Genomic DNA, 25,432 nt, shown 5'->3' on the forward strand with positions numbered 1-25,432 from the left:
AACGGAGTAAGCGATGATCCCGAGCCCCTTCAGTCGGCGTCGATTTTTGGCGGGCGGCGCTTCGTTGGTCGCATGGACGGCGACCGGCGCGACGGCCAGGCCAGCCCGAGCCGCGTCGGACGAGAAGGTCAAAGAAGTCGTTTCGCGAGGGTTGAACTGGTTGGCGGCGCAGCAATCGAAGCGCGGTAGCTGGGCCGCGGCCGAAAGTCGTTATCCGACCTCGATGACCGCGCTCTCCGGAACGGCACTGCTACTTGAAGGTTCGACCACGACCCAAGGCAAATATCGTGACAACATCAAGAACGCCGTCGACTATCTGATCGAGCATTCCCGCACCAATGGCCTGATCGGCGATCCGGCCCGCGACGATCGCTACACCTACGGCCATGGCTTTTCGATGCTCTTTCTATCGCAGGTGCTTGGCGAGGAGGAAGACGAAGACCGCAGGGCGAATCTGGTGCGCGTGCTGACCAAGGCCGTGAAATTCTCCGGCGAGGCCCAGACCGACGAAGGGGGTTGGGGCTACGTCAGCGCGAAAGACGGCAACAATTTCGACGAAGGCTCGACGACGATCACGCAAGTGCAAGGCCTCCGTGGCTGCCGCAACGCCGGCATCCCGGTTCCCAAGGAGATCATCGATAAGGCCATCAAATACATCCACAAATGCACGCTCGAAGACGGGGCCGTGCAGTATAGTTCCAAAGGCGGCGGCGGACGGCCGGCCATCAGCGCCGCGGCCATCGCCTGCCTGTTCAACGCCGGCGATTACGACGACAAGTTCGTGCCGAAAATGATGTCGTTCGCCGAAAAGAATTTGAGCAATATCTCGAACCAAAGCTTCGGCCATTGGCACTACGCCCACTACTACTTCTCGCAAGTGATGTATCGCGAGGGGGGGCAGAAATGGGAATCGTATCGCGACAAGATTTATCCGCGGATCGTATCGGAAGCCAGTTCCGGTCCCGACGGCGATTATTGGACCCAAGGCTACGTCGGCCCGGTCTACACCACCGCCACGAACCTCACGATCCTGCAACTGGAAAACAACACACTGCCGATTTATCAACGCTGACAATCATCCCACCGCCCGTCTCACCACTTCTCGCCCGTCTCACCACTGCTCGCCCGCGTCGCCCCTCGCTTGCGGTTTCGCGCGTCCGACTTGCCCGTGCCCTGTTCTCCTAACGCCTCACCCCTCACCCTCACCCTAGTCTTCAGGATTTTCCCTCCATGACCGACACCGCTCCGCTCGAACCATTGGCCGACGACGCCGCGGCCGTGCGCAAATTGCACGAGGCCCGTGAAAAAATTCTTCAACAGCTTTCCCAAGTGATCGTCGGACAGAACCAGGTGATCGAGGAGCTATTGATTTCGCTGTTTAGCCGCGGGCACTGCCTGTTGGAAGGCGTGCCGGGACTGGCCAAGACGTTGATGGTTAGCACGCTGGCTCGCTGCTTGAGCTTGTCGTTCAGTCGCGTGCAGTTCACGCCCGATTTGATGCCGGCCGACATCACGGGCACGGAAATCATCGAGGAGAATCGTTCGACCGGGGCGCGCGAATTCCGCTTTCTCGAAGGGCCGTTGTTTGCCCACGTGATTCTTGCCGACGAAATCAACCGCACGCCGCCGAAAACGCAGGCCGCGCTCCTGGAAGCCATGCAGGAGCGGCAGGTCACCGTGGGCCGCGTGCGGCATCCGCTCTACGATCCGTTCTTCGTGCTGGCCACGCAAAATCCGATCGAGCAGGAAGGAACGTATCCGCTTCCCGAAGCGCAGCAAGACCGCTTCATGTTCAAGGTGTTCGTGAAATATCCGAATTTCGGCGAGGAATTCGAAATCGCCCGCCGCACCACCACGACGCAAGCCGACAACATCGTGCCGGTGCTTTCGGCCGCCGAGATCCTCGCCTTGCAGCGGTTGGTGCGCACCGTGCCGGTGACCGACCACGTGATTCGCTACACGTTGTCGCTGGTGCGGCAAACGCGCGTCGGCGAGCCGGGCGTTCCGGATTTCGTCACCGAGCAAGTAAGTTGGGGCGCCGGGCCGCGTGCCGTGCAATTCCTTATCCTGGGAGCCAAGACTCGCGCCCTGCTGCATGGCCGAACGCACGTGTCGACCGAAGACATTCAAGCCCTGGCCAAGCCCGTGTTGCGGCATCGCCTGGTGCTCAACTTCGCCGCCGAAAGCGAAGGCATTTCGCAAGACGACGTCGTCGAACGCCTGATTCAAACCACGCCAACCAAAGAAGACGAATTGACCCACGATGCCCGATTCCAAACGATTTTTGCATCCTGAAGCGATCAAGCGAATTTCGCGGCTGGACCTCCGGGCACGGCATATCGTCGAAGGCTTTTTGACCGGCTTGCACCGCAGCCCTTATTTCGGCCAATCGGTCGAATTCCGGCAGCACCGCGAATACGCCGTCGGCGACGACCTGCGCCACGTCGACTGGAAGGTCTGGGCCAAGCAAGATCGTTACTACGTCAAGCAGTTCGAAGAAGACACGAACATGCGGGCCACGCTGCTGGTCGACGTGTCGAACAGCATGCGCTACGGCTCCGGACCGTTGACCAAGTCGGAATATGCCGACACCGTGGCCGTCAGCCTCGCGTATCTGCTATTGCGGCAGCAGGATTCGGTCGGCTGCTTGTCGTTCGACGAGCGGATTCGCGCGGCCGTGCCGCAGCGCACCAAGCGCAGCCATCTGAATTCGATCATCACGTCGCTGTCGGTCAACGACCCGCGCGACAAGACCGATCTGTTCTCGATTTTTCGCGCGGTCGCCGAAACGTATCCGCGGCGCGGAATGATGATCGTCATTTCGGATTTGCTTGCCGACCGGGCCGGGCTGGTTCGCGGGCTGAAGCTGCTCCGTCAGCGTGGCCACGATGTGATGGTGTTTCACATCATGGACGACGACGAACTGGATTTTCCCTTTACCGGACCGACGCGATTCGAAGGCCTGGAAACGGTCGACCAACTGACGTGCAATCCGCGAGCGCTTCGCGAGGGTTACTTGGAAGCCCTCGGAGCGTTTCTCGACGAGGTGCGGCGGCAATGCGTTTCGCATACCTGCGACTATTCATTGATCCGCACCAGCGCCCCCATGGACGCCGCCCTGGCCACCTATTTGAGCAACCGCCTCGGAATGCACCACCACATTTGAAATAAGAAAAAGTGTCGGAACGAATAAAGGTGTGCCACTGGCAAGCGCAGTCTGCCAGTGCGAACGACCGAATGATCCAGCTACCTCTGCAAGTTCCCACGGAAATAACCAATCGCACCGGAGCGTCAACTCGCGATTCGGCACTGGCAGACTGCGCTTGCCAGTGGCACACGAGCGATCATAAGCCATTCCTAATCCTAGTCCCTAACCCTAACCCCTAAATGACGTCTTTCGTTTTCCCATCGCTGCTGTGGTTCCTGCCCCTGATCGGCCTGCCGATATTGATCCATTTGATCAATCTCTTGCGGCATCGGCGGATTCGTTGGGCAGCGATGGAATTCTTGCTGCAAAGCCAGAAGCGCAACCGCACCTGGATCATGCTCAAGCAGCTTTTGCTGCTGCTTTTGCGAATGATGGCGATCGCGGCCGTCGTGCTGATGATCGCTCAGCCGCGGGCCCGCAATTCTCTGGCCGCCCTGTTGGGCGGCAGCAAGACACATCAGATCGTGATCCTCGACGATAGCTATTCGATGTCGGACCATTGGGGCGACACATCAGCGTTCAAGCTCGGCGTGGATGCGGTCAACCGTTTGGGCGCTCAGCTCACTCGGCAATCGGGCCAGCAGGAATTCACGCTGCTGTCGTTCTCTCAGGCCAGCCGCCGCGGCGAAGGATTGCAAACCCTGTTTAGCCGCGAACCGGTCGACTCCGATTTCAAAGACCGGCTGAACGACAAGCTCGCGTCGCTCGAAGTGTCGGAGACGGCGGCCGGGCCGGGCGAAGCGCTCGCCGCGGTCGAACAAATGATCCACTCCGCCAGCGATTCCGCCACGACGGTCTACCTCATCTCCGATTTTCGCGCCAAGGATTGGGCCAACGCGGCCGGCCTCCGCAAAGCCATGCTCGACTTGAACGCCGCCGGCGCGCAGCTCCAATTGATCGATTGCGTCAGCGACGAACGTCCTAATCTGGCGATTTCGACGTTGCAGCCTGGCTTGGGCATCCGCGCCGCTGAAGTGCCCTTGAAGATGGAGGTCGGCGTGACGAACTACAGCCCAAGCGCGGTGCACGATGTCGTGCTGCAATTGGCCGAAGACGGCCGAGCCCGGCCGGCCGTGGCGATCGCTTCGATCGGCCCTCGCCAAACCGCGACCGCCAATTTCGAAGTGCGCTATCGCGATCCGGGCCAGCACACGATCACGGCCCGGCTGTCGGCCGACGCGATTGCGGCCGACAACGCTCGATATTCGGTGCTCGACTTTCCGCAACACGTGCCGGTGCTGGTAATCGATGGCGATCCGCGGGCGATGGCCAAGCGGGGCGATGCGTATTTCATCGCACTGCCTTTCGCCTCCAGCCAAATCGCTCCGACCGGAATCCAGCCGCAGATCGAGCCGGTGCAGTTTCTCGTCGGACATCCGCTCGATCCGTTTCATGTGATCTATCTGCTCAATATCGATCGGCTCGATCAGCCCGAGATCGATACCCTCGAGGATTACCTGCGGCACGGCGGCGGCGTGGTGTTCTTCCTCGGCGAACGAACCAATCCCGAGTTCATGAACAGCCGGCTCTATCGCGACGGCAAGGGGCCGTTCCCGGTTCCGTTGGTGGGCCAGACCGAATTGTTGGTGGACCGCACCGAGCCGATCGCCGATATCACGGTCGACGTGCCCGACCATCCGGTGTTTTCCGTTTGGGCCCGCAAGGCGAGCGTCGATATCGATCGCATGATTATCGACAAGTATTTCGCCGTGCAAAAGAACTGGCTTCCCGCGGAGAATTCGACGGCGCGGGTGTTGGTTCGCCTGCGGAACGGCGCTCCACTGGTGGTCGAGCGGAAGTTCGGCGACGGCCGTGTGATGGCGTTCTTGACGACGGCCGCTCCGCGCTGGAACAACCTTGCCAACACGCCCCGCGACGTCGCCGCGATGCTCCAATTGACGGCCTACATCTCCGCGGCCCGCCAGACCGATCCCGGCCGCGAGGTCGGCGCGCCGCTCGAGGTCGATGTCGATCGAGGCAAGTTTCAGACGAACGTGAAATTCACGACGCCGCGTGGCGGAGCGGCGAACACATTTCCGACGGAAGCGCAGCCGCCGAAGGGAGACGCGGCGCCTTCGGGGTCGAACGCTGGCGCCGCGAGCGGAAGCACGGTGCGGAGCACCGCCGCTAACGCCGCTTTGACGGCCGCTTCCCCCGGCGATCCCAAAAACGCGATTTGGCGCGCCTCGCTGCCGGTTGACACGGCCCAATCTGGCTTCTACGAAGCGCAGCTCAACTACACGATGCCGCAAGGCGCCAGCGAGATTCATCGCTTCGCCTACAACGTCAATCCGGACGAGGGCAATTTGAAGATGATGGCGGGGCCGGATTTGGAATCCCGTCTGGCCGGTGTGAAATACCATTTTCATCAAGTGGCCGACGCTTTCTTCGACGCCGACAATCCGGATCAAGCCGGTTTCAGCCGCACGATTCTCTACATGCTCATCGCATTGCTCGTCGGCGAGCAACTGTTGGCCTATGCGATCAGCTACCATCCCTCGCCCCGTGAGACGGCCCGTTGATGTTATCATCGCTTTCCATCTTGTTCGCTCAAGCAGCGCCGGCCGACGCCGTTTCGGCGGTCGCCAAGGCGGCCCGCTATCAATTCGCGCAGGTCCAGTCGTTCAGCGAATGGTGGCAGATGCCGCTATTGATCGTGATCTGCGCGGCGCTGCTGGCCTACGTGATCTACATGTATCGCCGCGATAGCGTCGAGCTTCGGCCGGCGATCGGCATATTGCTCGCCGCGCTGCGAATCGCCGCCTTTGCCGGATTACTGTTGGTCTACCTCGACCTGCAAAAATGGTCGGAGCAGCAAGAGATTCAGAACTCGCGTGTGCTGGTCGGCGTGGACGGCAGCATCAGCATGGCGCTCAACGATGTCGACGGCGGTTCATCGAGCGCCACTGGCTCCGCCAGTGCTTCCGCCCCGACGACGCGGATCGGCCAAGTCGTCGAAGAATTCGCCCATGGTCATCTGCTCGACGATCTTCGCCAAAGGCACGACGTGACGGTGTTCCGATTCGATCAGCATTTGTCGCGCGTCGCCATGTTGCCGAAACGGGCCGATACGACGCTGGCCGTGCAAACCGACGAAGCGGCTGATGCGGCACGGCAGCAGCGGATCGAGTGGCTCCGGCTCGCGGCATATGCGGGCGTCGTGCTGCTCGTGCTTTCGGCGATCGGATACGGCATCGGCCGCTTCATTGCCGGCCGCCGAATCGGTTGGGCGGCCGCGGTCCTCGCCACGATTGCCGTGGCGATCAGTTTCAGCTCGGCGGCCGCGCTCAGCCTCGGCAATCCCGACGACGATCTGTTGGCGCTGCTCGATTGGCGACAAGTTCCCCCTTCGGGCGCCACGGCCGATTCTTCGTCTCCCGATTCGGGCAAGTCGCCTGCGGCGAAGCAGGCGAAAGAACACAAAATCGACTGGGCCACGGCCCTGAAGGCCAACGGCATTGAAACTCGCATCGGCGACGCGCTCCGCCAGTTGGTCAGCGATCATCGGTCGCAGCCGATTTCGGGCATCGTGCTGATCACCGACGGCGGGCAAAACGCGGGCCTCGATCCATCGGCTGCGGTCGAAGTAGCTCAAGAAGCCGGCATGCCCGTTTACACGATCGGCCTCGGCAGCGACCACCGTCCGACAAGCGTCGATATCGCCGATTTCGCGGTGCCGGTGCGCGTCTACCCCGGTGATAGTTTCGCGGTGACGGCCGATCTGCTGGCCCACGGCCTGAACGGTCGCATCGCGCAAGTCGAACTGGCATCGCGGCCAGCGGGCAAAGGCGCCGCCGCGAAATCGTGGACCATCGAAGGCCAGCAGCAAGTGACGCTACCGGCCGACGGCAAGAAAGAACGCGTGAAATTCGAGCTGGCGGGCGTGAAGGATACCGGCCGTCGCACGCTTGAGCTGCGGATCAAGTCGCCCGTCGACCCCAGCGGCACCGGCGCCCGCCCGAAAAATCAGACCCAAGATGCCGATGTCGAGATCGTCGACCGCAAGAATCGCGTACTGTTGATCGCCGGCGGGCCGACCCGCGAATATCGATTTCTTCGCACTCAATTGCACCGCGATCGCGACACGGTCGTCGATGTTCTGCTGCAAACGGCCCAGCCGGGCATCTCGCAAGAAGCCAACAAGATTCTCGACCGATTCCCCGATTCGATGCAGGAGCTTTCGCAATACGATACGATCGTCGCCTTCGATCCGAATTGGGAAAAGCTCGGCGGTGACACCGGCGACGATGCCGCTGACATTGCCGCCAACGACCAGGCGATCGATCTCTTGGAGCGCTGGGTCGCCGAGGAGGCGGGCGGGCTGGTGCTCATCGCCGGCCCGGTCTACACCGACGATTGGGTCAACGATCAGAAGCTCGGCAAGCTGCGTGCTCTCTATCCGGTCGAGTTCAGCCGGCTTTTGGCGGGCATCAGGGACGCGAAATTCGGCAGCGAGAAGCCAGGCGCGATCGAGTTCACCCGCGAAGGCCAGCAGGCCGAGTTTCTCTGGCTCAGCGAGCCCGGACGGGAAAAAGACGTATCGGCCGCGATGAGCGACCATATCTGGACCAGCTTCAAAGGCGTGTTCGGCTATTATCGGGTGCGCGGCAAAAAGCCCGGCGCGACCGTTTACGCTCGCTACGCCGATCCCGAACTCGCCGGCGGCAACGAAGAATTGCCGATCTACATGGCCGGCCAGCTCTACGGCGCAGGCCGCGTGTTCTACGAAGGAAGCGGCGAGATGTGGCGTTTGCGTGCGATGGATGAATCCTATTTCGAGCAGTTCTACACCAAGCTATTGCGCTACGTGTCGCAAGGGCGGATGTTGCGTGGCTCGCGGCGCGGATATCTATCGGTCGATCGCGATTCGTACCTGCTCGGCAGCGTGGTCGATGTCGAAGCCCGCCTGACCGACGCTCAGCACAATCCGCTGAACAAGCCGAAGGTGGTGGCGGAGGTGACTCCCCAAGACGGCGCGCCGCTGATGCTGCCGCTCTTGCAGGATCCAGGCCGCAAGGGGATGTTTCGGGGCGAATTTATCGCGGTGCAACCGGGCCCGGTGCGGATCGAGCTGCCGATTCCCGACTCGGACGAAGACCCGCTTTCGCGGCAGATCATGGTGAAAGTGCCCGATCTGGAAAAGGACAATCCCCAGCGCAACGACGCGTTGCTCAGCGAGATCGCCGCGCGCACGAAGGGGCGTTATTACATCGGCATTCCCGCGGCGCTCGGCGCTCCCGGCCCCAACAGCCTGCCGCCGCTTGCCGCCCAATTGAAAGATCAAACCCGCACGACCGTTCGCTCCGGCGATCGCGATAAGCCATGGGAACGCCTGTGGGGCACCTGGCTGCTGTGCGGCATCTGCGGCGCGCTCTGCCTGGAATGGCTGATCCGCCGCCTGAGCCGGCTTGCCTGAAGAAAAGGTGTCAGGAAGTCAGGAACCGATTATGGAAAGCGAGTCGAGAAGTAAGGGGCCGGCCGAGAAAATCGGTTCCTGACACCTTTTCTGTCCCTTTTCTGTCTTTCATAAGCAAAACGCAAAACGCAAAAAACGCATGGCAACAGAAGTTCGCTCTCCAAGATTGGCGCCGCAAATCGTGTCGATGTTGGCCGGTTTGCGCCGCCGCATCTTTGCCTACGTTTGCGCCGAGGGGCTGGCCCGCGGCGTGGCGTGGCTAGGCATCGCATTTTGGGTCGCCCTGGCCCTCGATTGGTCGATGGAGCCGCCGGTGTGGTTTCGGTATGGGCTCGTCGGGCTTGCCGGGATCGGATTGCTCTACGTCCTGTATCGCTTCATTTTTCGCCGTCTTTGGCTGCCGATTGCCGACCACAATCTGGCCCTCGTGCTGGAGCGGCGATTCCGCGAATTCGACGAAAGCCTTCTGACCACGGTCGAGCTGACCGAGCAACCGGGCCATGCTTCGGCGTTCCACCCGCAAATGCTGGCCGCCGCCGAGCACGCCGCCATCCGCCGCACCGCGGGCGTGCGGCTGGCCGAAGTGTTTCGCCGTGGGCCGCTGATGCGCAGCCTCGCCGGGGCGGCGTTGGCGATCGTGTCGGTCGGGCTTTTCGCGTGGCTCGCGCCGACGGCCCTGGCCACGTTCGGCGATCGCCTGCGAGGGTCCGATGTCCTTTGGCCGCGGCGCGTGCACCTATCGATCGAAGGGTTCGACAATCCTGAGCGGCGAGTCGTCGTGGCCAAGGGCTCCGATCTGGCGGTCGTTGCCAAGGCCGACACGCAATTCGACGTGCCCGACGCGCTGCAAATCCGCTATCGCACGGAAGAAGGCCGCAGCCGGGAGAACATGAGCCGCGTTGGCGTGGCCGGATCGGACGATAAATTTCAGCCCTATTCGTTCACCTTCCGCGGCATCCTTTCCTCGCGCACGTTCGACATCTTCGGCGGCGACGCCTCGCTGCGCGATTATCGAATCGACGTGGTGGACGTGCCGACGATCGAACTGATGGTGCACTGTGAGTATCCGGCCTACACACGCATGTTGCCGCGCGATTTGCCGGCCCGCTCGCTCGATGTGCCGCAAGGAAGCCGGGTAATGGTCCACGCCACGGCCAATAAGGATCTGGTGGAAGCGTCGATCCAGCGACTGGCGGCCGACAAGGCCGAGCCACTGGCGAAATTGCGGTTCGAGGGAAAATCCGATCGTCGTCATTTCTCGTACAGCATCGATCGGCTGGACGACACGCAAACGCTGCTGTTCACGCTGTTCGACGTGGATGGGATTCATAATCGCGAGCCGATCCGGCTTGGGCTGACGGCCCGGCCCGATGAGCCGCCGCGCGTTGCCGTGCATTTGCGGGGAATCGGTTCGGCAATAACGCCGAATGCCCGATTGCCGCTCGAGGGCGACGTAACCGACGACTACGGCGTGGCGAAACTGTGGTATGAATACAAATCGGCAGTATTGGAAGACGCGTCGGCCGTGAAAGTGCCGCTGACGACCGCTCCCCGCGATCGCACGACGATTCATTTCGATCGCGAATCGAACGAAGCCCTGGATCTGAAAGACCGCGGCTTGAAAGTTGGCGAGCAACTCACCATATCCGTAGACGCCGAAGACAACTGCACGCTCGGCAAGACGCCCAACCTCGGACCCGGCGAGAAATTCCAGCTTGCCGTGGTCCCCCCGGAGCAATTGCTTTCGATCCTCGAAGCCCGCGAACTGACGCTGCGGATGCGGCTGGAATCGGTGGTGCAGGATGTGACGATCACGCGAGATCGCGTGGCACGGCTCGAATTCGCCCCGCCGGGGAAAAAGCCGGCCACCGCCACGCCCTCTCCGGCAAAGGCGCCCGCAGGCGCAAAAAAATCGGCATCGAGGCAGGGTTCTGCCTCACCCTTTGCTCTGGCCGACGCCGGGGCCGAACCGGGCGACGCCCCCGCCGCGCATTCCAAGCCGGCCAGTGCCGGCAGCGAACCCGGCGATGCGCCCGAGGCCAGTCACGGCCTGTCGGCCCCGCCGGTGGTCGTGCAGCAATCCGTGGCCAACACCGAGCAGTCGGCCAGCGAAACGCTGAGCCTGGCCATTTCCTTCGACGACATCCGCGACGAATTGACCAACAACCGCGTCGACACTCCCGAGCTCGAATATCGCCTGAAGGATCAGATCGGCGACCCACTACGGCAAATTGCCGCGAAGATGTTTCCCGACCTGGAAACTCGGTTGCGCAAGCTCGATGCCGTGCTGGCCGACCCGACCGTGGCCAAGGCGCGCCGCGACGAAGCGGTTGCCCAGGCCGACGCGGTTCTGGCAGCCATGCACCAGGTGCTCGGCAAGATGCTCGAATTGGAATCGTTCAACGAGGTCGTCGAGCAGCTGCGCGACCTGATCGAGGCGGAAAAAACGTTGCACCAGCACACGCTCAAGAAACAAAAGGAAAATGCGTTGCAGTTGAACGATTAAGGGCTGCACGAAAATCGGTCCGCTTGAGAGGTCCGTCCGTCGCGAACGCATCGGGCTAATGTTCCTTTGAAAAGCATGAATTATAGCCCGAAGCGTTAGCGAGGACGGCGGCCCGAAAGGTGGAGGCCGTCCTTTGACGCCGGCAAAAGCGTTTGGGGAAATTCACGAAGGGCAAAGTGCCGGATCCAGAGAACTTTTCGATCGTCCGAGGCGACTAAATGGCGATGGAACGTGGCCGTCGGCGGTCGCCATATCGAATGCACCCGTTTAAAACGCGCTGATTCAAAATGCCAGGAGCATCGGTTATGAAAACTCGCTTCGCAATCCTCGCGTTGGCAATCCTCTCTGCCGGCTTCTGGCTCTCGGCGCGAGCCCTTTTGGCCGATCCTCCGGCCAAAACGGACGCCAAGCCGGCCGACACGAAAGCAGTGGATGCGAAGGCGCCAGGTGTCAAGCCGGCCGACGCGAAATCTTCGGGTGCGAAAGCCTCGCCAGCAACCGGCGAGAAGCTCGATGCCGAACAAGCAAAACTGGCGGAGAAATACAACAAGCTCGAAAAGACATTCGGCCGGCTCGCCGAACTCATCGCCACAACCGATCCCAAGCAGGCCGCTCTGCTGCGGCAAGCGTTTGCCGAAAGCCGGTCGCGCTTGATCGACGACCAGTTCGACGAATTGGTCAAGCAACTGGCCAAGGACCAACTCTACTCGGCCACGAAAGGCCAGGTCCAGGTGCAGCAGGATTTGAACCGGTTACTCGAGTTGTTGCAAAGCGGCGATGCCGCGAAACGAGACAAAAGCGAGCGCGAGTTGATTCACAATATCCTGGGCCGGATCGACAAGATGATCAAGGAACAGGAAGGCATGCACGGCGAAACCGAAGGCGATGGCGACTTGAAACAACTCGCCGAACGGCAAGGCAAAGAAGCCGACAAGGCGAAAGACGTCGGCAACGATATTCGCAAGCTCGAACCCAAGAGCGCCGATAGCCCCGAACGAAGCGACTCCAAGAATGGTGGAAAGCCGGGAGACAACAACGGCGATAAATCGGGCAATAAATCAGGCGATAAGAACGGCGATAAATCAGGCGATAAGAGCGGCAGTAAGTCGGCCGACAAATCGGGCGATAAGAGCGGCGACAAATCGAGCGACAAGAGCGGCGATAAATCCGGCGATAAATCCGGCGATGAGTCGGGAAGCAAGTCGGGAAGCAAGTCGGGCGATAAATCTGGCGACAAAAACGGATCGAAGTCCGGCGACAAGAATAGCGCAAAACCAAGCGACAAATCCGGTAAGTCAAACGGACAAGGTCAGGGTCAAGGTCAGGGTCAAGGTCAGGGTCAAGGTCAAGGTCAGGGTCAAGGTCAGGGTCAAGGTCAGGGTCAGGGTCAGGGTCAAGGTCAGGGTCAGGGTCAGGGTCAGGGTCAAGGTCAGGGTCAAGGTCAGGGACAGGGTCAGGGTCAGGGTCAAGGTCAGGGTCAAGGTCAGGAGGGTGGCCAACAAAAGCCCCCCGACGGAAGCCCGCCGGCCGAGGAAGCGAGCCCGGCCCGCCAGCGCCTTCAGGCTGCCGAAGATCGAATGCGCAAAGCACAAAAGCATCTCGAAGAAGCGAAGCGCAAAGACGCCGCCGAAGAGCAGGCCAAGGCCGTCGAAGAACTAAAAGTCGCCAAAGCCGAGTTGGAAAAAATCCTCCGCCAGATGCGCGAGGAAGAAGTCGAGCGCGTGCTGGCCCAGCTCGAGGGCCGCTTCCGCCACATGCTCGCCCTGCAAATCGAGGTCTACGAAGGCACCGTCCGCGTCGACAAGATTCCGCCGACCGATCGCGGCCATGATGAGGAAGTCGAGTGTGGCCGGCTCAGCCGCAACGAATCGGCCATCGTCGTCGAAGCCGATCGAGCGCTGAACCTGTTGCACGAGGAAGGCTCGGCCGTGGCCTTTCCCGAGGCCGTCGATGAAATGCGCGACGACATGCAGCAAGTGGCCGATCGGCTGGCCGCACTCAAGGTCGAGCCGATCACCCAAGGTGTCGAGCAAGACATCATCGCCGCCCTCCAGGAAACGATCCTCGCCCTGCAAAAGGCCCAGAAGGACCATAAGGCTAAGAAAGGAAAGTCCGGCAAGGGAGGTGGCGGCCAGCAAGAGGATCCGCTCGTGGACCAGATCGCCGAGTTGAAGATGATCCGGGCTCTGCAGGTGCGCGTCAACACCCGCACCAAGCGCTATTCCAAGCTCCTCGAGGGAGACGCCGAACAAGCCGATCGGCCCGATCTAATCGAGGCCCTCAAGCACCTTAGCGAGCGCGAAGACCGCATCCACGAGGTGACGCACGACATCGTCGTCGGCAAGAATCATTAACAAGGGCTTTGAGACTTTGAGGCTGTGAGGCCAAGCAAGTTCATGCCGGCCCGTACCTCACAGCCTCAAGCCAGACGGTGCTTTCTTCAACGTAAACTAGTGACAGTTTCCATGTTATGTGGGTAGAATAACAGGGTTGAAATCGTCGCGGCCTGCGTTGCCCGGTTTCAGCCGCCACAAGGAGGATACCGTGCGACAGGAATCTAGCGAGCGAAACAGTTGCCATGCCGGTCTGGCCTTTGGCCTGCCGCGCCATTCGGCGATTCGTCCCGCCGCCATCATGGCATTGCTCGTCGGTTGGCTGGCGATCCTCGCGGGTTCCGCCCTTGCTGCCGACAGCGCCGACGAATTCACGAAAGACCCGACCTGGACCCAACCGACGGCCAAAGCAGTTCGCGCCGATGTTCTCAAGTGGCTCGACGACGCCAAGATCGACGGCAAGAAGATCGACGCGGCGAAGCGCGATTCGATCGTGAAGTCGCTTTGGCCGGAGTCGCCCGCGCCGGCAGCCGGCGAGATGCTCGAGCGGGTCGTGAAAACGATTGCCGAAGTCGAGCCGCGATCCAAGCCGCTGTTGGAGCTTTGCTCCAAGCCGCACGAGATCAAAAAGCTGCCTGATTTCCCGCTGCTGACCGACGACAAGACTCCCGCGATCGTGCGGAACAATTTGCGGCTTTGGTATGGCCGCTGGCTGGCTCAGGAAAAACTCTACGACGAGGCACTCGAGCAGCTTTCGACTCTGAAAACGACCGACGTGGTCGACCCGGCCTCGCTGCTGTTCTATCAAGGCGTGACCTACCACTGGCTGTTGAAAAAGCAGCCCGGTCTGCAAGCCATCGGCAAACTGCTGGAGCGCAAGAATGAGATTCCACGCCGCTACGCCGAACTGGCATCGCTGATGCAAACCGATCTCAGCGCGCTCAAGGACGAATCGCTGGATCATATCGACCGCCGGATGCACGACGTTGAGAATCGCCTCGATTTGGCCCGGGCCGGCAAGAAGGTCCGCACCGAGGAAGACGGCATCATCGCGTCGCTCGACAAATTGATCGAGCAGAAGGAGAAGGAGCAGGAGGAGCAAGAAAGCGCATCGAGCAGCGGCAATCCGAACGGCCATCAGTCGCGCAGCCCGGCCCAGGACAGCATGCTGCCGCACGGGCCGCCGGCCAAGGGCGAGGTGGCCAAGAAAGACATCGGCAATCATAGTGGCTGGGGTGATTTGAAGCCGAAGGAACGGGCCGAAGCGCTGCAAGACATTGGTGAAGAATTCCCGTCGCACTACCGAAATGTCATCGAGCAATACTTCCGCCGCGTTGCCGGCGATAACCCCGGCAGCAATGACCCCGGCAGCAATGACCCCGGCGACGCCATCCCAGCCGATAGCGGCTCCGGGCGATAGCCGCGGCAAATAGCCGGCCGGCAAAGTCACGAAACCCTGGCTCCGCCAAGCGGACGACCTCCTTCCGAAAGATTGTTGCCGAATGGGCCCTTTGATCCTGATCGCCGCATTGCTGGCCGTCGAAGCCCCGCAATTCCAGGTCGACTCGATCGGTGGCACGACGGTCGCCGGCACGCTCGTGCGACTGGATGCCCAGCAAGTCGTGGTTCATGATTCAAGCGGCGACCACGCGCTCAAGCTCTCCGAGGTGCGGTTCGTCGGGGCGGTTGAGAATCAGGCCACGAACTCGTCCGCCGGATCGGTTCTATCCGACAAATCGACAGCAAACGCTTCGAAATCGAAGCCGCCTGAACCGCCAACCGTCGTGGTCGAAACGGTCGACGGCGGGCGTTTGTTTGGCTTCGGATATGAAGTGACCAAAGGCACGGCCCGGCTCAAGCTGGTCGGCGGCGATTCGATCGCCGTGCCCACCAAATCCATCCATCGCGTCGAGTTCATCTCGGCATCGAAACCGGTCGTGTGGCCCGAGTTGCCGAAAGATGCCGCCGGCGACTTGATCATCTTGCAGAAGAAAGACGCAGTCGATCTGGCCGAAGGGATCGTTGGCGACATAACTGCCGACACCGTGCGCTTCTCGCTCGAAGGAGACGTCATTCCGGTCAAACGGACCAGGGTGGTCGGCCTGGTGTATTTCCATTCGGGCCAAGCCGCTTCCCCTTCGCATGCCTTGGCCATCGTCGAGAACAAGGCGGGTTGGAAGGTAAATGCCACACAGGTCGATCTGGCCGCAGGCCATCTGTCGGTCGTAACCACCTTTGGCGTCACGCTCGATTGGCCGCTGGAAGCGGTGCGTTCGATCGATTTCTCGCCTAGCCGCATGGTGTATGTCAGCGATCTGCCTTTGAATTCCGCCGAATGGACGCCGCTCTTGGATTTCGGCAAGCAGATCGACGCGATTTCGCAGTTTTACAAGCCGCGGTTCGATCGGGCCCTCGACGGTGGCAAGCTGTCGATCGACAGCAAAACCTATCGCAAGGGTGTGGCAATCGCCGCTCGCACCGTCTTAGAATACAAGATTGCCGGTCTTGGGCGGCAGTTCCGCGCTACGGCCGGGATCGACGACTCGGTGCACGCGACCGGGGGCGTGCAGCTCACGATCGAAGGGGATGGCAAGAATTTGTACAGCGGCAAGATCAGCGGCCGAGGCGCACCGGTGGATTTGAATCTGGATGTGTCTGGCGTGAAGCGACTTCGGATCGTGGCCGATTTCGGCGGGGGAGCGGACGTGGGCGATTATCTCGACCTAGGCGACGCAAGGATTGTGAAATGATCGAGCGGTATCCGATTTCGAAGCATCGCGCGAACCGAGCGCGGCGACCGATCAACCTGAAAATTCTCGCTGCGAAAACTGTCGCCGTCCTGTCCGCGGCGTTGATCTCCATTTCCGCAATGCCCTCCGCGGCGGCGAGCCCCGAGCCCGACGAAGCGGTGCTAAAAGCCGAGGCGGCGCGGGTCGCGGCCGTGGCGAAAGTCACGCCCTCGGTGGTCTGCATTTTCGCCAAGGAGGGGCAAGGTGGCGGATCCGGCGTGCTCATCTCTCCCGAAGGCTACGCACTGACGAACTTCCACGTCACCCGTGAAGCGGGCACGGCGATGAAATGTGGCCTGTCGGATGGCAAGCTCTACGATGCGGTGATCGTCGGCGTCGATCCGACCGGCGATTTGGCAATGATCCAACTGCTCGGGCGCGATGATTTTCCCGCCGCCGAGCTTGGCGACAGCGACCAGATGCACGCCGGCGATTGGTGCTTCACCGCCGGCAATCCTTTTCTCTTGGCGACCGACTTTCACCCGTCGATCGCCTACGGCATCGTGTCGGGAACGCATCGTTATCAATATCCCGATGGCACCCTGCTGGAATACGCCGATTGCCTTCAAGTCGATGCCGCAATCAATCCCGGCAACTCGGGCGGTCCGCTCTTCAATGCCCGCGGTCAATTGATCGGCATCAACGGCCGCGGATCGTTCGAGAAGCGGGGGCGCGTGAATGTCGGCGTCGGCTACGCCATCTCGGGCAATCAATTGCGAAACTTCATCGGCTGGCTGAAGAGCGGGCGAGTGGTCGACCATGCGACGCTCGGCGCGACGGTGAGCACCGGCGAGGATGGGCGTGTCACCGTATCCGACATTCTGGAGAATTCTGACGCCTATCGCCGTGGCTTGCGGGTCGACGATGAGATTTTGCGGTTCGCCGGCCGCGATATTCGTTCGGCGAATTCGTTGAAGAATATTCTGGGCATCTTTCCCAAGGGTTGGCGTGTGCCGCTGAGCTACCGCCGCGACGGAAAAACCTACGACACGATGGTCCGCTTGCGCGGCGTGCATCACGAAGATGAATTGGCGGAGTTGATGGATGAGCCGCAAATGCCGCGCCTGCAGCCGTCGAAACCGAAGGGAGACGAACCGAAGGGTCCTGAGCCAAAGAAGAAAGGTTCCAAGCAAGGGCCAAAAGGCCAGCCCGACGAACCGTCGCCTTTGCCCGAGCCGATTGCAAAACTATTTCACATGGTGAAGCCGCTTCCCGAAGATGTGAAGAAGCGCTACGTGCCGCGGCACGGTTTTGCAAACTACTTTTACAACAAGCTGAATCGCGATCGCGTGTGGAAAGCCGATCTCTCCCGGGGCGATTTTTCCACGCTCAATGGGCCATGGAGTTTTTCGGGCGATCTGGCCGCGGGCGGCGCGTTCAGCGCCAAATTGCTCGACAAGGAAGTGTCGATGGCATTGCCGCTCGGCGACACCAAGCTCGAGATTACCGATAGCCTTGGCGACGTGCTGAACCCGCCGGGCAGTGGAGGCTTGCTGGCCGCGATGCACCTCTGGCGGAAATTCCAAATCGGCGGCCCGAGCCATTTCGGCGAAGTGACCTACCTCGGCACCATGCCGCTGGAAGGTCGCGAGCGATGGGTCGACGTCTTGTTCGCAACGACCGGCGGCGTCGATTGCCAATTCATGTTCGATGCGACCGACGGCACCCTGTTGGCGATGGAAATGTATCCCCAGACCGATTCCGACCCGTGCGAAGTCTATTTCAGCGACTATCGCGAGTCGAACGGACATTTCCTGCCCTATCGCTTCGAGGTGCGCTACGGCGACAATGTGTTCAATCTGTTCAACGTCACGAAATACGATTTGCAGAAGGGGACCGGCAAATGATCGCGACGCACGATAACAACCGATTGCACCCAGCCAGCCATCCGATGAAGCGCCGAAGCTCGCTTGCGGTTTCGCGCGTGAACCGGATATTTCGGCTGCCAATTTCATCGGCCATGCTGGCGGCGATGGCGATTGCCGTCTTAGCCCCCGCCACGCCCCCAATCGCCGCTGCGGCGGAAAACACGTCGTTCGCTCGTACAGTCGCATCCGTCGAGCCGAAGATCGTGAAAATCTTCGGCAGCGGCGGCATGCCGGGTTTGGCCGATTATCAAAGCGGATTCTTGATCTCCTCCGACGGCTTCGTTCTCACGGCCTGGAGCCATGTGCTCGACACCGACGATGTGACAGTGATTCTCGACGACGGCCGAAAATTCACGAGCAAATTGGTCGGCGCCGATCCCCGATTGGAATTGGCGGTGCTTAAGATCGAGGCGGGCGATTTGCCATTTTTTGATCTTTCGAAGCCGATGCCCGCCGCTGAAGGTACGCGCGTCTTGGCGTTCAGCAATTTATTCGGAGTGGCGACGGGCGAAGAGCCGGCAAGCGTATTGCACGGCACGATTGCCGCGGTCACCACGCTCGATGCCCGCCGCGGCGCCTACGAGACTCCCTATCAAGGCCCAATCTATGCTCTCGACGCCATGACGAACAACCCCGGCGCGGCCGGCGGAGCGTTGACCGACCTGCAAGGAAACTTGCTCGGCGTGCTCGGCAAGGAACTTCGCAACGCGCGGAACAATGTCTGGCTGAATTTCGCGATTCCGACTGCCGAACTCGCTTCGTCGATTGAGGCCATTCGCAACGGCAAGAACCCGGCGAACACGAAAGAAGCCAAGCCCAAGAAGCCCGACAACCCGCTCACGCTGGATCGGCTCGGTCTGGTGTTGATTCCGAACGTATTGGACCGCACGCCCCCGTTTGTCGACGACGTTCGCGCGGGTTCGCCCGCCGCTTCGGCCGGCATTCATCCCGACGACCTGATCCTCCTGGTCGATTCGCAGGTGGTGCAATCGTGCGCCGCGGTGCAGAAGGAACTGAGCCAACTCGAAGCCGACGCGGAAGTGCGCCTTACGCTAATGCGCGGCAATGATTTGCTCGAGGTACAGGTCAAGTCGGGCCAGCCGCAAGGACAATGACTTGCCGAGACGACCGGCGCCGCTCCGTCCCTTGGCTGAATTTTCCCCGCGCCATGCGAAGCTTGAAACCTGAGTTTCAAGATCGTGCCACCTGCCGCGAGGTCGCGGCGATCAAAGAAAACGGTTGCAACTGATGTCGAAACTCGAATTATCGAACTGCAAATTGTCGCGACGGAAGCGCTCTAGCCGCACCGGGCCGCTGGCCGTTTGCCTCGCGCTGGCCTGCCTGGTTTTGTTCGCCGCTACGGCGGCTACTGCCCGCGCCGACGAGGACCTCTCGCTCCACGAGCAAGACGCGTTCAAAGCGGCCGTGGATCGCGTCGCCCCCTCGGTCGTGAAAATCGAAACGATCGGCGGCTTGGAACACGTCGGCGCCTTGCTCATCGGCACGGGGCCGACCTCAGGCGTGGCCGTTTCGCCCGACGGATACATCATTTCCAGTGCATTTAACTTCGTGCAGAAACCGGCAGAAACACTGATCCAGCTCGACGATAAAACGCGATTGCCGGCAAAGATCGTGGCCACCGATCATAGCCGAATGCTGGTGCTGTTGAAGGTGAAGATGCCGGAGGGCAAAAAGCTCGTCGTGCCGGCGGCCGTGGCCAAGTCGGAAATGGCGGTCGGCCAATGGGCGCTCGCCCTCGGCCGCACCTACGACGGCGTCAAGCCAAGCTTGTCGGTCGGCATTATCAGCGCCCTGAATCGCATTTGGGGCAAAGCCATCCAGACCGACGCCAAGGTTTCGCCGAACAACTACGGCGGCCCGCTCGTGGATATTCGCGGCCGGGTGTTCGGCGTGCTTGTGCCGATGTCTCCCATGGCCAACAACGAATTGGCGGGCGTCGAATGGTACGACTCGGGGATCGGCTTTGCCGTGCCGCTCGAGGATATCAATCGTGTCTTGCCGCGGCTCGAAAAAGGGGAGGATCTCGGCTCGGGCCTGCTGGGCATCAGCATGAAGCGCGGCGATATGTTCGCCGATCCGGCCGAGATCGCGGCCGTGCAGCCGAAGTCGCCCGCCTACGAGGCCGGCTTCAAGGCGAAGGACACGGTGGTGGAAATCGACGGCCACCCGGTGGCGACCCAGGTGCAGCTCAAGCATTTGCTCGGCCCGCACTACGGCGGAGACAAAGTGCGCGTGGTCGTGCTTCGCGGCAAGGATCGCATTGAAAGGACCGTCGAACTGGTCGACAAGTTGAACACCTATGCACACCCGTTCCTCGGCATTCTGCCGATGCGGCCGTTTGCGATCAAATCGCCGGCGGAGAAAAAGCCAGCCGAAAGCAAGCCCGCCGAAAACAAAACCACGGACACAGCGCCAGCCGATAAGGAAGCCTCCGACAAAACGCCGGCAGCAAAGGCGCCGACCGAGAAGGCCGTAGACGATCTCGGCGTCGCCGTGCGGTTTGTCTATCCCGACAGCCCTGCCGCGAAAGCGGGCGTGAAGGCGGGCGACCGGCTGACCGGCATCGCCGGCAAGCCGGTGGCCAACCTCGACGAAGCGCTCGCCGAGCTGGCTTCGTTCTCGGCCCACGAGAAAACGCATGTCACTTTCCATCGCGGCGCCGAAACGCATGAATTCGATGTGCAATTCGCCGCTCTGCCGGAAGCATCGCCGCCCGAGTTGCCGCCCGCCCACGGCGAGCCGCCGACCGCCGCCGATCCGAAGCCGAAGTTGGGGATCGTGCCGATCCGCGTGCCGGAATCGCCGAATAAGTGCATAGCGTACGTGCCGGAAAACTACAATCCACAAGTCGCTTGCGGTGTCGTGATCTGGCTCCATGCCCCGGGAAGCTACAAGGAAGACGAACTCGTTGCCGCTTGGAAGGATGTTTGCGCTCGGCACGATCTGATTCTGCTTGCGCCCAAAAGCAACGATCCGGCCCGATGGCAGCGAACCGAATTGAACTTCATCCGCAAAATGCTCGACGAAGTCGTGGCGAAATACCGCATCGACCGGAATCGGATCGTCGTTGCCGGCCAGGAGGGAGGAGGCGCGATGTCGTATTTGTTCGCGCAGAACAATCGCGATTGGGTTCGAGGCGTGGTCGCCATCGACGCGGCCATTCCCGCCGGCAGCCAGGTGGCGCCGAACGATCCAGTCGAGCGGCTGGCCTATTACATCGCGCGCTCCGAAAAATCGACTGCCAATTCGCAGATCGAAGCATCGATCGAAGCGTTGCGGGAGGAAAAATACCCGGTCACGCTCCTGGATCTCGGCCCCGCCGGGCGTGCTCTTTCGGCTGCCGAGTTGACTGAAGTCGGGCGTTGGATCGATTCGTTGGACCGACTGTAGACCGGCTGCCCCTATAGCTGCAGCGATGCGTTGAAAACCGCGAGCGGCGGCCATTCGTCCCATGGAAAAGCGCACTGTGATCGGCCTAATGGCCTTTGCCCTTCTTGCGATCGGCATCGGGCTGACGATGGGCGGTGCGACGAGCGCACCGGCAATCGAGTGCGAGGCATCCTCTTTGCGGCTCGGCGTGGTGTGCTCGCTGCTTTGGCTGGCCTATCCCGAGCTGGTTAAATTGCCCGGCTGGCTATTTCCGGCAATATGTTGCACGGCGCTGGCGGCCTATCGCTGGCGTTGGCTGTTCGCACTGGTGCCGATTATCGCCGCAGCCGGTTGGCTATTGCAGCCGCGAGGCAAGCGCCGCCGCACCGCACGCCGATCGCCAACCCGCAAACGAAGCCAATCGCGAGATGTGTGATATCGCTGCTAGACGTTGGCAAACCGCTAATGCGGGCTAGAACGGTCTTTGCCGTTGGACCTTGAATTACTTCTTCGGCGCGGCCGTGTCGTCCGGCAGCCAGTCGACGAGTTCGTCGGACCAGGTTCCATCGGCTTGCTTCGGTGCGAAGCGATTGATTATATCGGCGGCATCGCCGGTTCCGCCGGGCTTGCCGTCGCTGCCGAAGCTCGTAAGCGTCACCGATCCGTCGCTGCCGACCGTATAGAGGATCGGATTGCCCCACGCGTCGGTCGTGTCGTTGTCGTAGCCAGGCATTTCATCGAGTGCCGCCAGGTCCGGCGGCAAGCGGTCATGCTGCCGAGCGTATTTTAGAATTCTCCGTTTGAGAACCCGCTCCGTCGATTCGGTAAGCGCCCTTGGCGGCACTCGATCGACGAGCGATGCGGAAAGCGATTCGCATCCGGCCACGACGAGCGTGGCGAGCAATAAGAGGATTCGAAGGCTCGATGGGCTGCGCATCGCCACCTTGTCATTCACTGGATGGAAACTCCGCCTATTGCCGGCGGCCGCTGGTGCTCGCCGTTGAGGTGCCGTCGGCGATGTACATGAATGCATCGTCGACGATCCACTGCGTCGACCAACTGTGGCCATCGTCCATGTTCACGAGGTCGAAGAAAAAGCTTTCGAATTGCTCGCATTTGCTGCTATAGGCGAAATACGATGCAACATGGTCTTTCGCCGTGAAGTTCTCGACTCCTTCGTGAATGTAATAGTTCACCTGGCCGTTCGGCCCGAACGACATGCCGAGCGAATACCAGCCCGGCTTGGTGATCCGCGGCCCGGCGACATCCTGGCCCATCTCGTTGGCGCGAATGATGAATTGGGCCGAATCTTCCTTCTGGCCCGAGTCGGCCTTGCTATAGAAGCAGATGAACATGCCGGGCCAGTAGATATCATCCTTCATCGTCCGCCGGCCCCAGCTATAGCTGGTCTTCGTTGCATGGCAGCAGGCGCGATAGCCGAACGAGTTGCCGGTGCGCTTTTCCCATTTGTCGAACGGCGGCAAATAGACCTTCACCACGACGCTCGGCCAGCGAGAAACGGGGGTCATGCCGATTTTCGACGCCACGTCGGCGACGAAATCATCTTGCTGCGGCTTGAAGCTCGGCCGCCCAGGCACGCCCGACCAGAGCGTTTGCATCAGCATCGCGCCCTTGCTTCCAGCGATGCCGCCGGGCGGGGTTTGCACGAGCCGCACGATATCCGGCGCCCCGCGCATCATCGGCTCGAACCATCGGCCGTTGGCCGCCACTCCGCCGGGCAACCGCTCCTGGCCATCGATGTTTTGGCTGCTCTTGGGCAGATTGGCGATGTAGTTCCACTTCGGGGCTTCGAAATCGTCGCCGACTTCCATCACCCGGCGGCCCGAGCCGGGGATGAAATCCTGTGCTCGCGATTGTCGCGCATGAACCAAGCTGATTGCGAATGCCATTGCGACCAGCGTCGTCGAGATTTTCTGCCGCAGGCAAATTTTGAGGCAAATTGCCATGTCCATACTCCTCGAATTCGGAACAGCCATCGTTCGATTCGCAGCGCGAAGCACGCCCGGAACGCGACCTTCGCGCGCGTCTGGTTATCGACGGAAGTTTATTCAAAATGGGCAAAGTCTTCCGCGTCCGCCGAGCCGGATTCTACTCCGTTTAGGGCTTCGTGCAAGGTCGATCCAAACGTGGGTTGCCTCGAAATGGCGCGGAGCAAATGGCGGTTGCAGAGGAAACGCCGCCATTCAAACTTCAGTCGGTCTTTTTGAGGTGGTCATTGAGTCTCCTTGAACTTCCCATACGCCTATTCCGCCACACGCCAGCGGGTCTGGAACAGTCCGTAGATCGCGGCTAGGAGGAACGTGTCCAGGACCGCCGTGAAGCCGAGGTAAGTGAAATAGGCCGTCCAAGGGCCGCCGCGATCGGTCATGTCCGGCACATGGAATTGCAGCGGCGTGTTGAAAGCCGCGCTGAGCGGGCTGATTCGCTGGATCGACTCGATCCATTGGGCCGTATGGCTGCCGGGGTAATATGTCTCGGTGAAAAACCGCAGGGCCAGCGGCAGGCAGAAGAGCGTGCCAATCAGCAGGTAGCTGGTCATCAGGCTGACCGACGTTTTCCGGCACAGCACCGAGCAAAACATCGCCACCACGGACGTCGTCAGGCAGGTCATCAGGATGATGCCGAAATAGGCCGGCGGGGCCCAAAAATTGTTCCAGCCGAATGAGCCCATGGCGTACGAGCAGAGCAACGGCCAAGCGACGAAAGCCGTCAGCACGGTCGAAACACGCAGGCCCGAAAACAGCTTGCCCCACAAAATCTTGCCGGGGCTGATCATCGTCGTCAAAAGCATTTCGAGCGTTTGCCGTTCGCGCTCGCCGGTGATACTGCCGGCCGAAAAGACCGGGCCGACCAGCACGTTGAACAGCAACACATAGGCGATATACCACGGCGCAAGATAAACTTTGATATACAACAGCCATGCCATGAGCGGCATCGCCAGCACCGTGCTCACCATGATCACCACGCGGAGCATCAGCGTGCCCTGGCTAAAAATCTCGCTCCGCAATTCCTTGTCGAACACGGGATTCACGCCGTCGGGCAAGAGCGTCGTCCGCGGCGCCGGCACGAGCAGCCGGTCGGGAAATTGATCGGCATGGATCACAAGTCCGACGGCATGTTGCTCTTCTTCCTCTAGATCGACGACTTCGTTTCCCTCGCTGCCGACGTCGGGTGGGTGCAACAGCCGGGCGGCGGTTTGCGCAAACAATGCCACGCAGATGAAGCCGAACAGGGCCGGAATGACCGTCACGGTGGCGATCAAGCGAAACTCGCCCGCCTGCCCCATCGCATTCCACAACAGCACCGCCACGATTGCCAGCGGCAGAATCACGAGGTATGAAACCACGAGCGCCGAGGAAGTCCGCCGGAAATAGCTGCTGCAGGCGACGCTGATCATTCCGTACAGCGCGACGGAAAACATCAGCGCCAGATAGGCCGCCAACACTTCATACAGCGACACGCCCCCCAGCGGCAAACAGAGCATCACGATCGGCAGCGACGAAAAAATCAGCACCGCCAGATGCGCCAGCGAGGCAAACAGTTTTCCTAGCACGACCGCCGCCGGCCGCAACGGGCTGGCCAGCAGCATTTCATACGTTTTGCGCTCTTTTTCGCCGGTGATCGACCCGGCGGCAAAGCTGGGGGCCATCAGCGACGCGAGCACGTATTGCCCCAAGAAAAACAGATTGATCAGGCTCTTGGCCTCGTCCGATCCTTGCGAAAGATCGACGTGCCGCTGCTGCGGCCAAGCAAGAAACACCAGGATGCCCAGCGCGAGGTTGTAGCCCACGAGCAACAGCATGGCCCGCCGCGTGCGCAAATTGACAAGCAATTCGCGTTGCAAAACGGGATTTTCGAAGAGATACATCGGGGGTGCCCCTCACGGCAACAGCGACGTGGT

At 61.0% G+C, this 25,432-nt stretch carries 16 protein-coding genes; 13 read left to right on the top strand and 3 right to left on the bottom strand.

The genetic code is table 11. From position 1 onward, the window contains the following. The first annotated feature begins 13 nt into the window (after positions 1-13). The 13 genes from VHX65_13565 (at position 14) to VHX65_13625 (ending at position 21,946) form a co-directional block, all read left to right on the top strand. Complete coding sequence (locus VHX65_13565) at positions 14-1,072, top strand: prenyltransferase/squalene oxidase repeat-containing protein (GenBank protein ID HEX3999575.1); 1,059 nt, start codon at positions 14-16, stop codon at positions 1,070-1,072. 158 nt (positions 1,073-1,230) lie between these two features. Next, entirely contained in the window at positions 1,231-2,295 is a 1,065-nt protein-coding gene (locus VHX65_13570; GenBank protein ID HEX3999576.1) for a MoxR family ATPase, read from the top strand. Next, positions 2,264-3,166, top strand: a complete 903-nt coding sequence (locus VHX65_13575) for a DUF58 domain-containing protein (protein HEX3999577.1) — start codon at positions 2,264-2,266, stop codon at positions 3,164-3,166. The genes VHX65_13570 and VHX65_13575 overlap by 32 nt, the downstream gene beginning before the upstream one ends. A 221-nt stretch (positions 3,167-3,387) precedes the next feature. Continuing rightward, on the top strand, positions 3,388-5,730 hold the full coding sequence (locus tag VHX65_13580; GenBank protein ID HEX3999578.1) for a BatA domain-containing protein: 2,343 nt from the start codon (positions 3,388-3,390) through the stop codon (positions 5,728-5,730). Positions 5,731-5,750: 20 nt separating this feature from the next. Next, positions 5,751-8,624, top strand: coding sequence for a VWA domain-containing protein (locus VHX65_13585; GenBank protein HEX3999579.1), 2,874 nt, complete (start codon positions 5,751-5,753; stop codon positions 8,622-8,624). Positions 8,625-8,763: 139 nt separating this feature from the next. Continuing rightward, positions 8,764-11,130, top strand: a complete 2,367-nt coding sequence (locus tag VHX65_13590) for a hypothetical protein (protein ID HEX3999580.1) — start codon at positions 8,764-8,766, stop codon at positions 11,128-11,130. Between the two features lie 305 nt (positions 11,131-11,435). Beyond that, positions 11,436-13,484, top strand: a complete 2,049-nt coding sequence (locus VHX65_13595; protein ID HEX3999581.1) for a hypothetical protein — start codon at positions 11,436-11,438, stop codon at positions 13,482-13,484. A 190-nt stretch (positions 13,485-13,674) separates the two neighbouring features. Then, positions 13,675-14,883 carry a hypothetical protein gene (locus VHX65_13600; protein ID HEX3999582.1) on the top strand — a complete coding sequence of 403 codons (1,209 nt, stop codon included), beginning with the start codon at positions 13,675-13,677 and terminating at the stop codon, positions 14,881-14,883. Between the two features lie 82 nt (positions 14,884-14,965). Beyond that, on the top strand, positions 14,966-16,213 hold the full coding sequence (locus VHX65_13605; GenBank protein ID HEX3999583.1) for an NPCBM/NEW2 domain-containing protein: 1,248 nt from the start codon (positions 14,966-14,968) through the stop codon (positions 16,211-16,213). Beyond that, positions 16,210-18,099 (top strand): trypsin-like peptidase domain-containing protein, encoded by a 1,890-nt coding sequence (locus VHX65_13610; GenBank protein HEX3999584.1) that lies wholly within the window; start codon positions 16,210-16,212, stop codon positions 18,097-18,099. Before VHX65_13605 ends, VHX65_13610 begins: the two co-directional genes overlap by 4 nt. Before the next feature lie 44 nt (positions 18,100-18,143). Next, on the top strand, positions 18,144-19,235 hold the full coding sequence (locus tag VHX65_13615) for a S1C family serine protease (protein HEX3999585.1): 1,092 nt from the start codon (positions 18,144-18,146) through the stop codon (positions 19,233-19,235). A gap of 133 nt (positions 19,236-19,368) precedes the next feature. Further along, positions 19,369-21,531, top strand: a complete 2,163-nt coding sequence (locus VHX65_13620) for a PDZ domain-containing protein (protein HEX3999586.1) — start codon at positions 19,369-19,371, stop codon at positions 21,529-21,531. A 61-nt stretch (positions 21,532-21,592) separates the two neighbouring features. Continuing rightward, the gene (locus tag VHX65_13625) at positions 21,593-21,946 is read left to right on the top strand and encodes a hypothetical protein (protein HEX3999587.1); all 354 of its coding nucleotides are present in this window, start codon (positions 21,593-21,595) and stop codon (positions 21,944-21,946) included. Positions 21,947-22,012: 66 nt separating this feature from the next. On the opposite strand, the gene VHX65_13630 is transcribed toward VHX65_13625, so the two are convergent. From VHX65_13630 to VHX65_13640, 3 genes are all read right to left on the bottom strand, one after another. Continuing rightward, positions 22,013-22,465, bottom strand: coding sequence for a type II secretion system protein GspG (locus tag VHX65_13630; GenBank protein HEX3999588.1), 453 nt, complete (start codon positions 22,463-22,465; stop codon positions 22,013-22,015). Positions 22,466-22,481: 16 nt separating this feature from the next. Further along, positions 22,482-23,477 carry a hypothetical protein gene (locus VHX65_13635; protein HEX3999589.1) on the bottom strand — a complete coding sequence of 332 codons (996 nt, stop codon included), beginning with the start codon at positions 23,475-23,477 and terminating at the stop codon, positions 22,482-22,484. Positions 23,478-23,773: 296 nt separating this feature from the next. Beyond that, positions 23,774-25,399 carry an ABC transporter permease subunit gene (locus tag VHX65_13640; protein ID HEX3999590.1) on the bottom strand — a complete coding sequence of 542 codons (1,626 nt, stop codon included), beginning with the start codon at positions 25,397-25,399 and terminating at the stop codon, positions 23,774-23,776. Positions 25,400-25,432: the final 33 nt, after the last annotated feature.

Source organism: Pirellulales bacterium, assembly GCA_036267355.1.
Lineage (GTDB): Bacteria > Planctomycetota > Planctomycetia > Pirellulales > DATAWG01 > DATAWG01.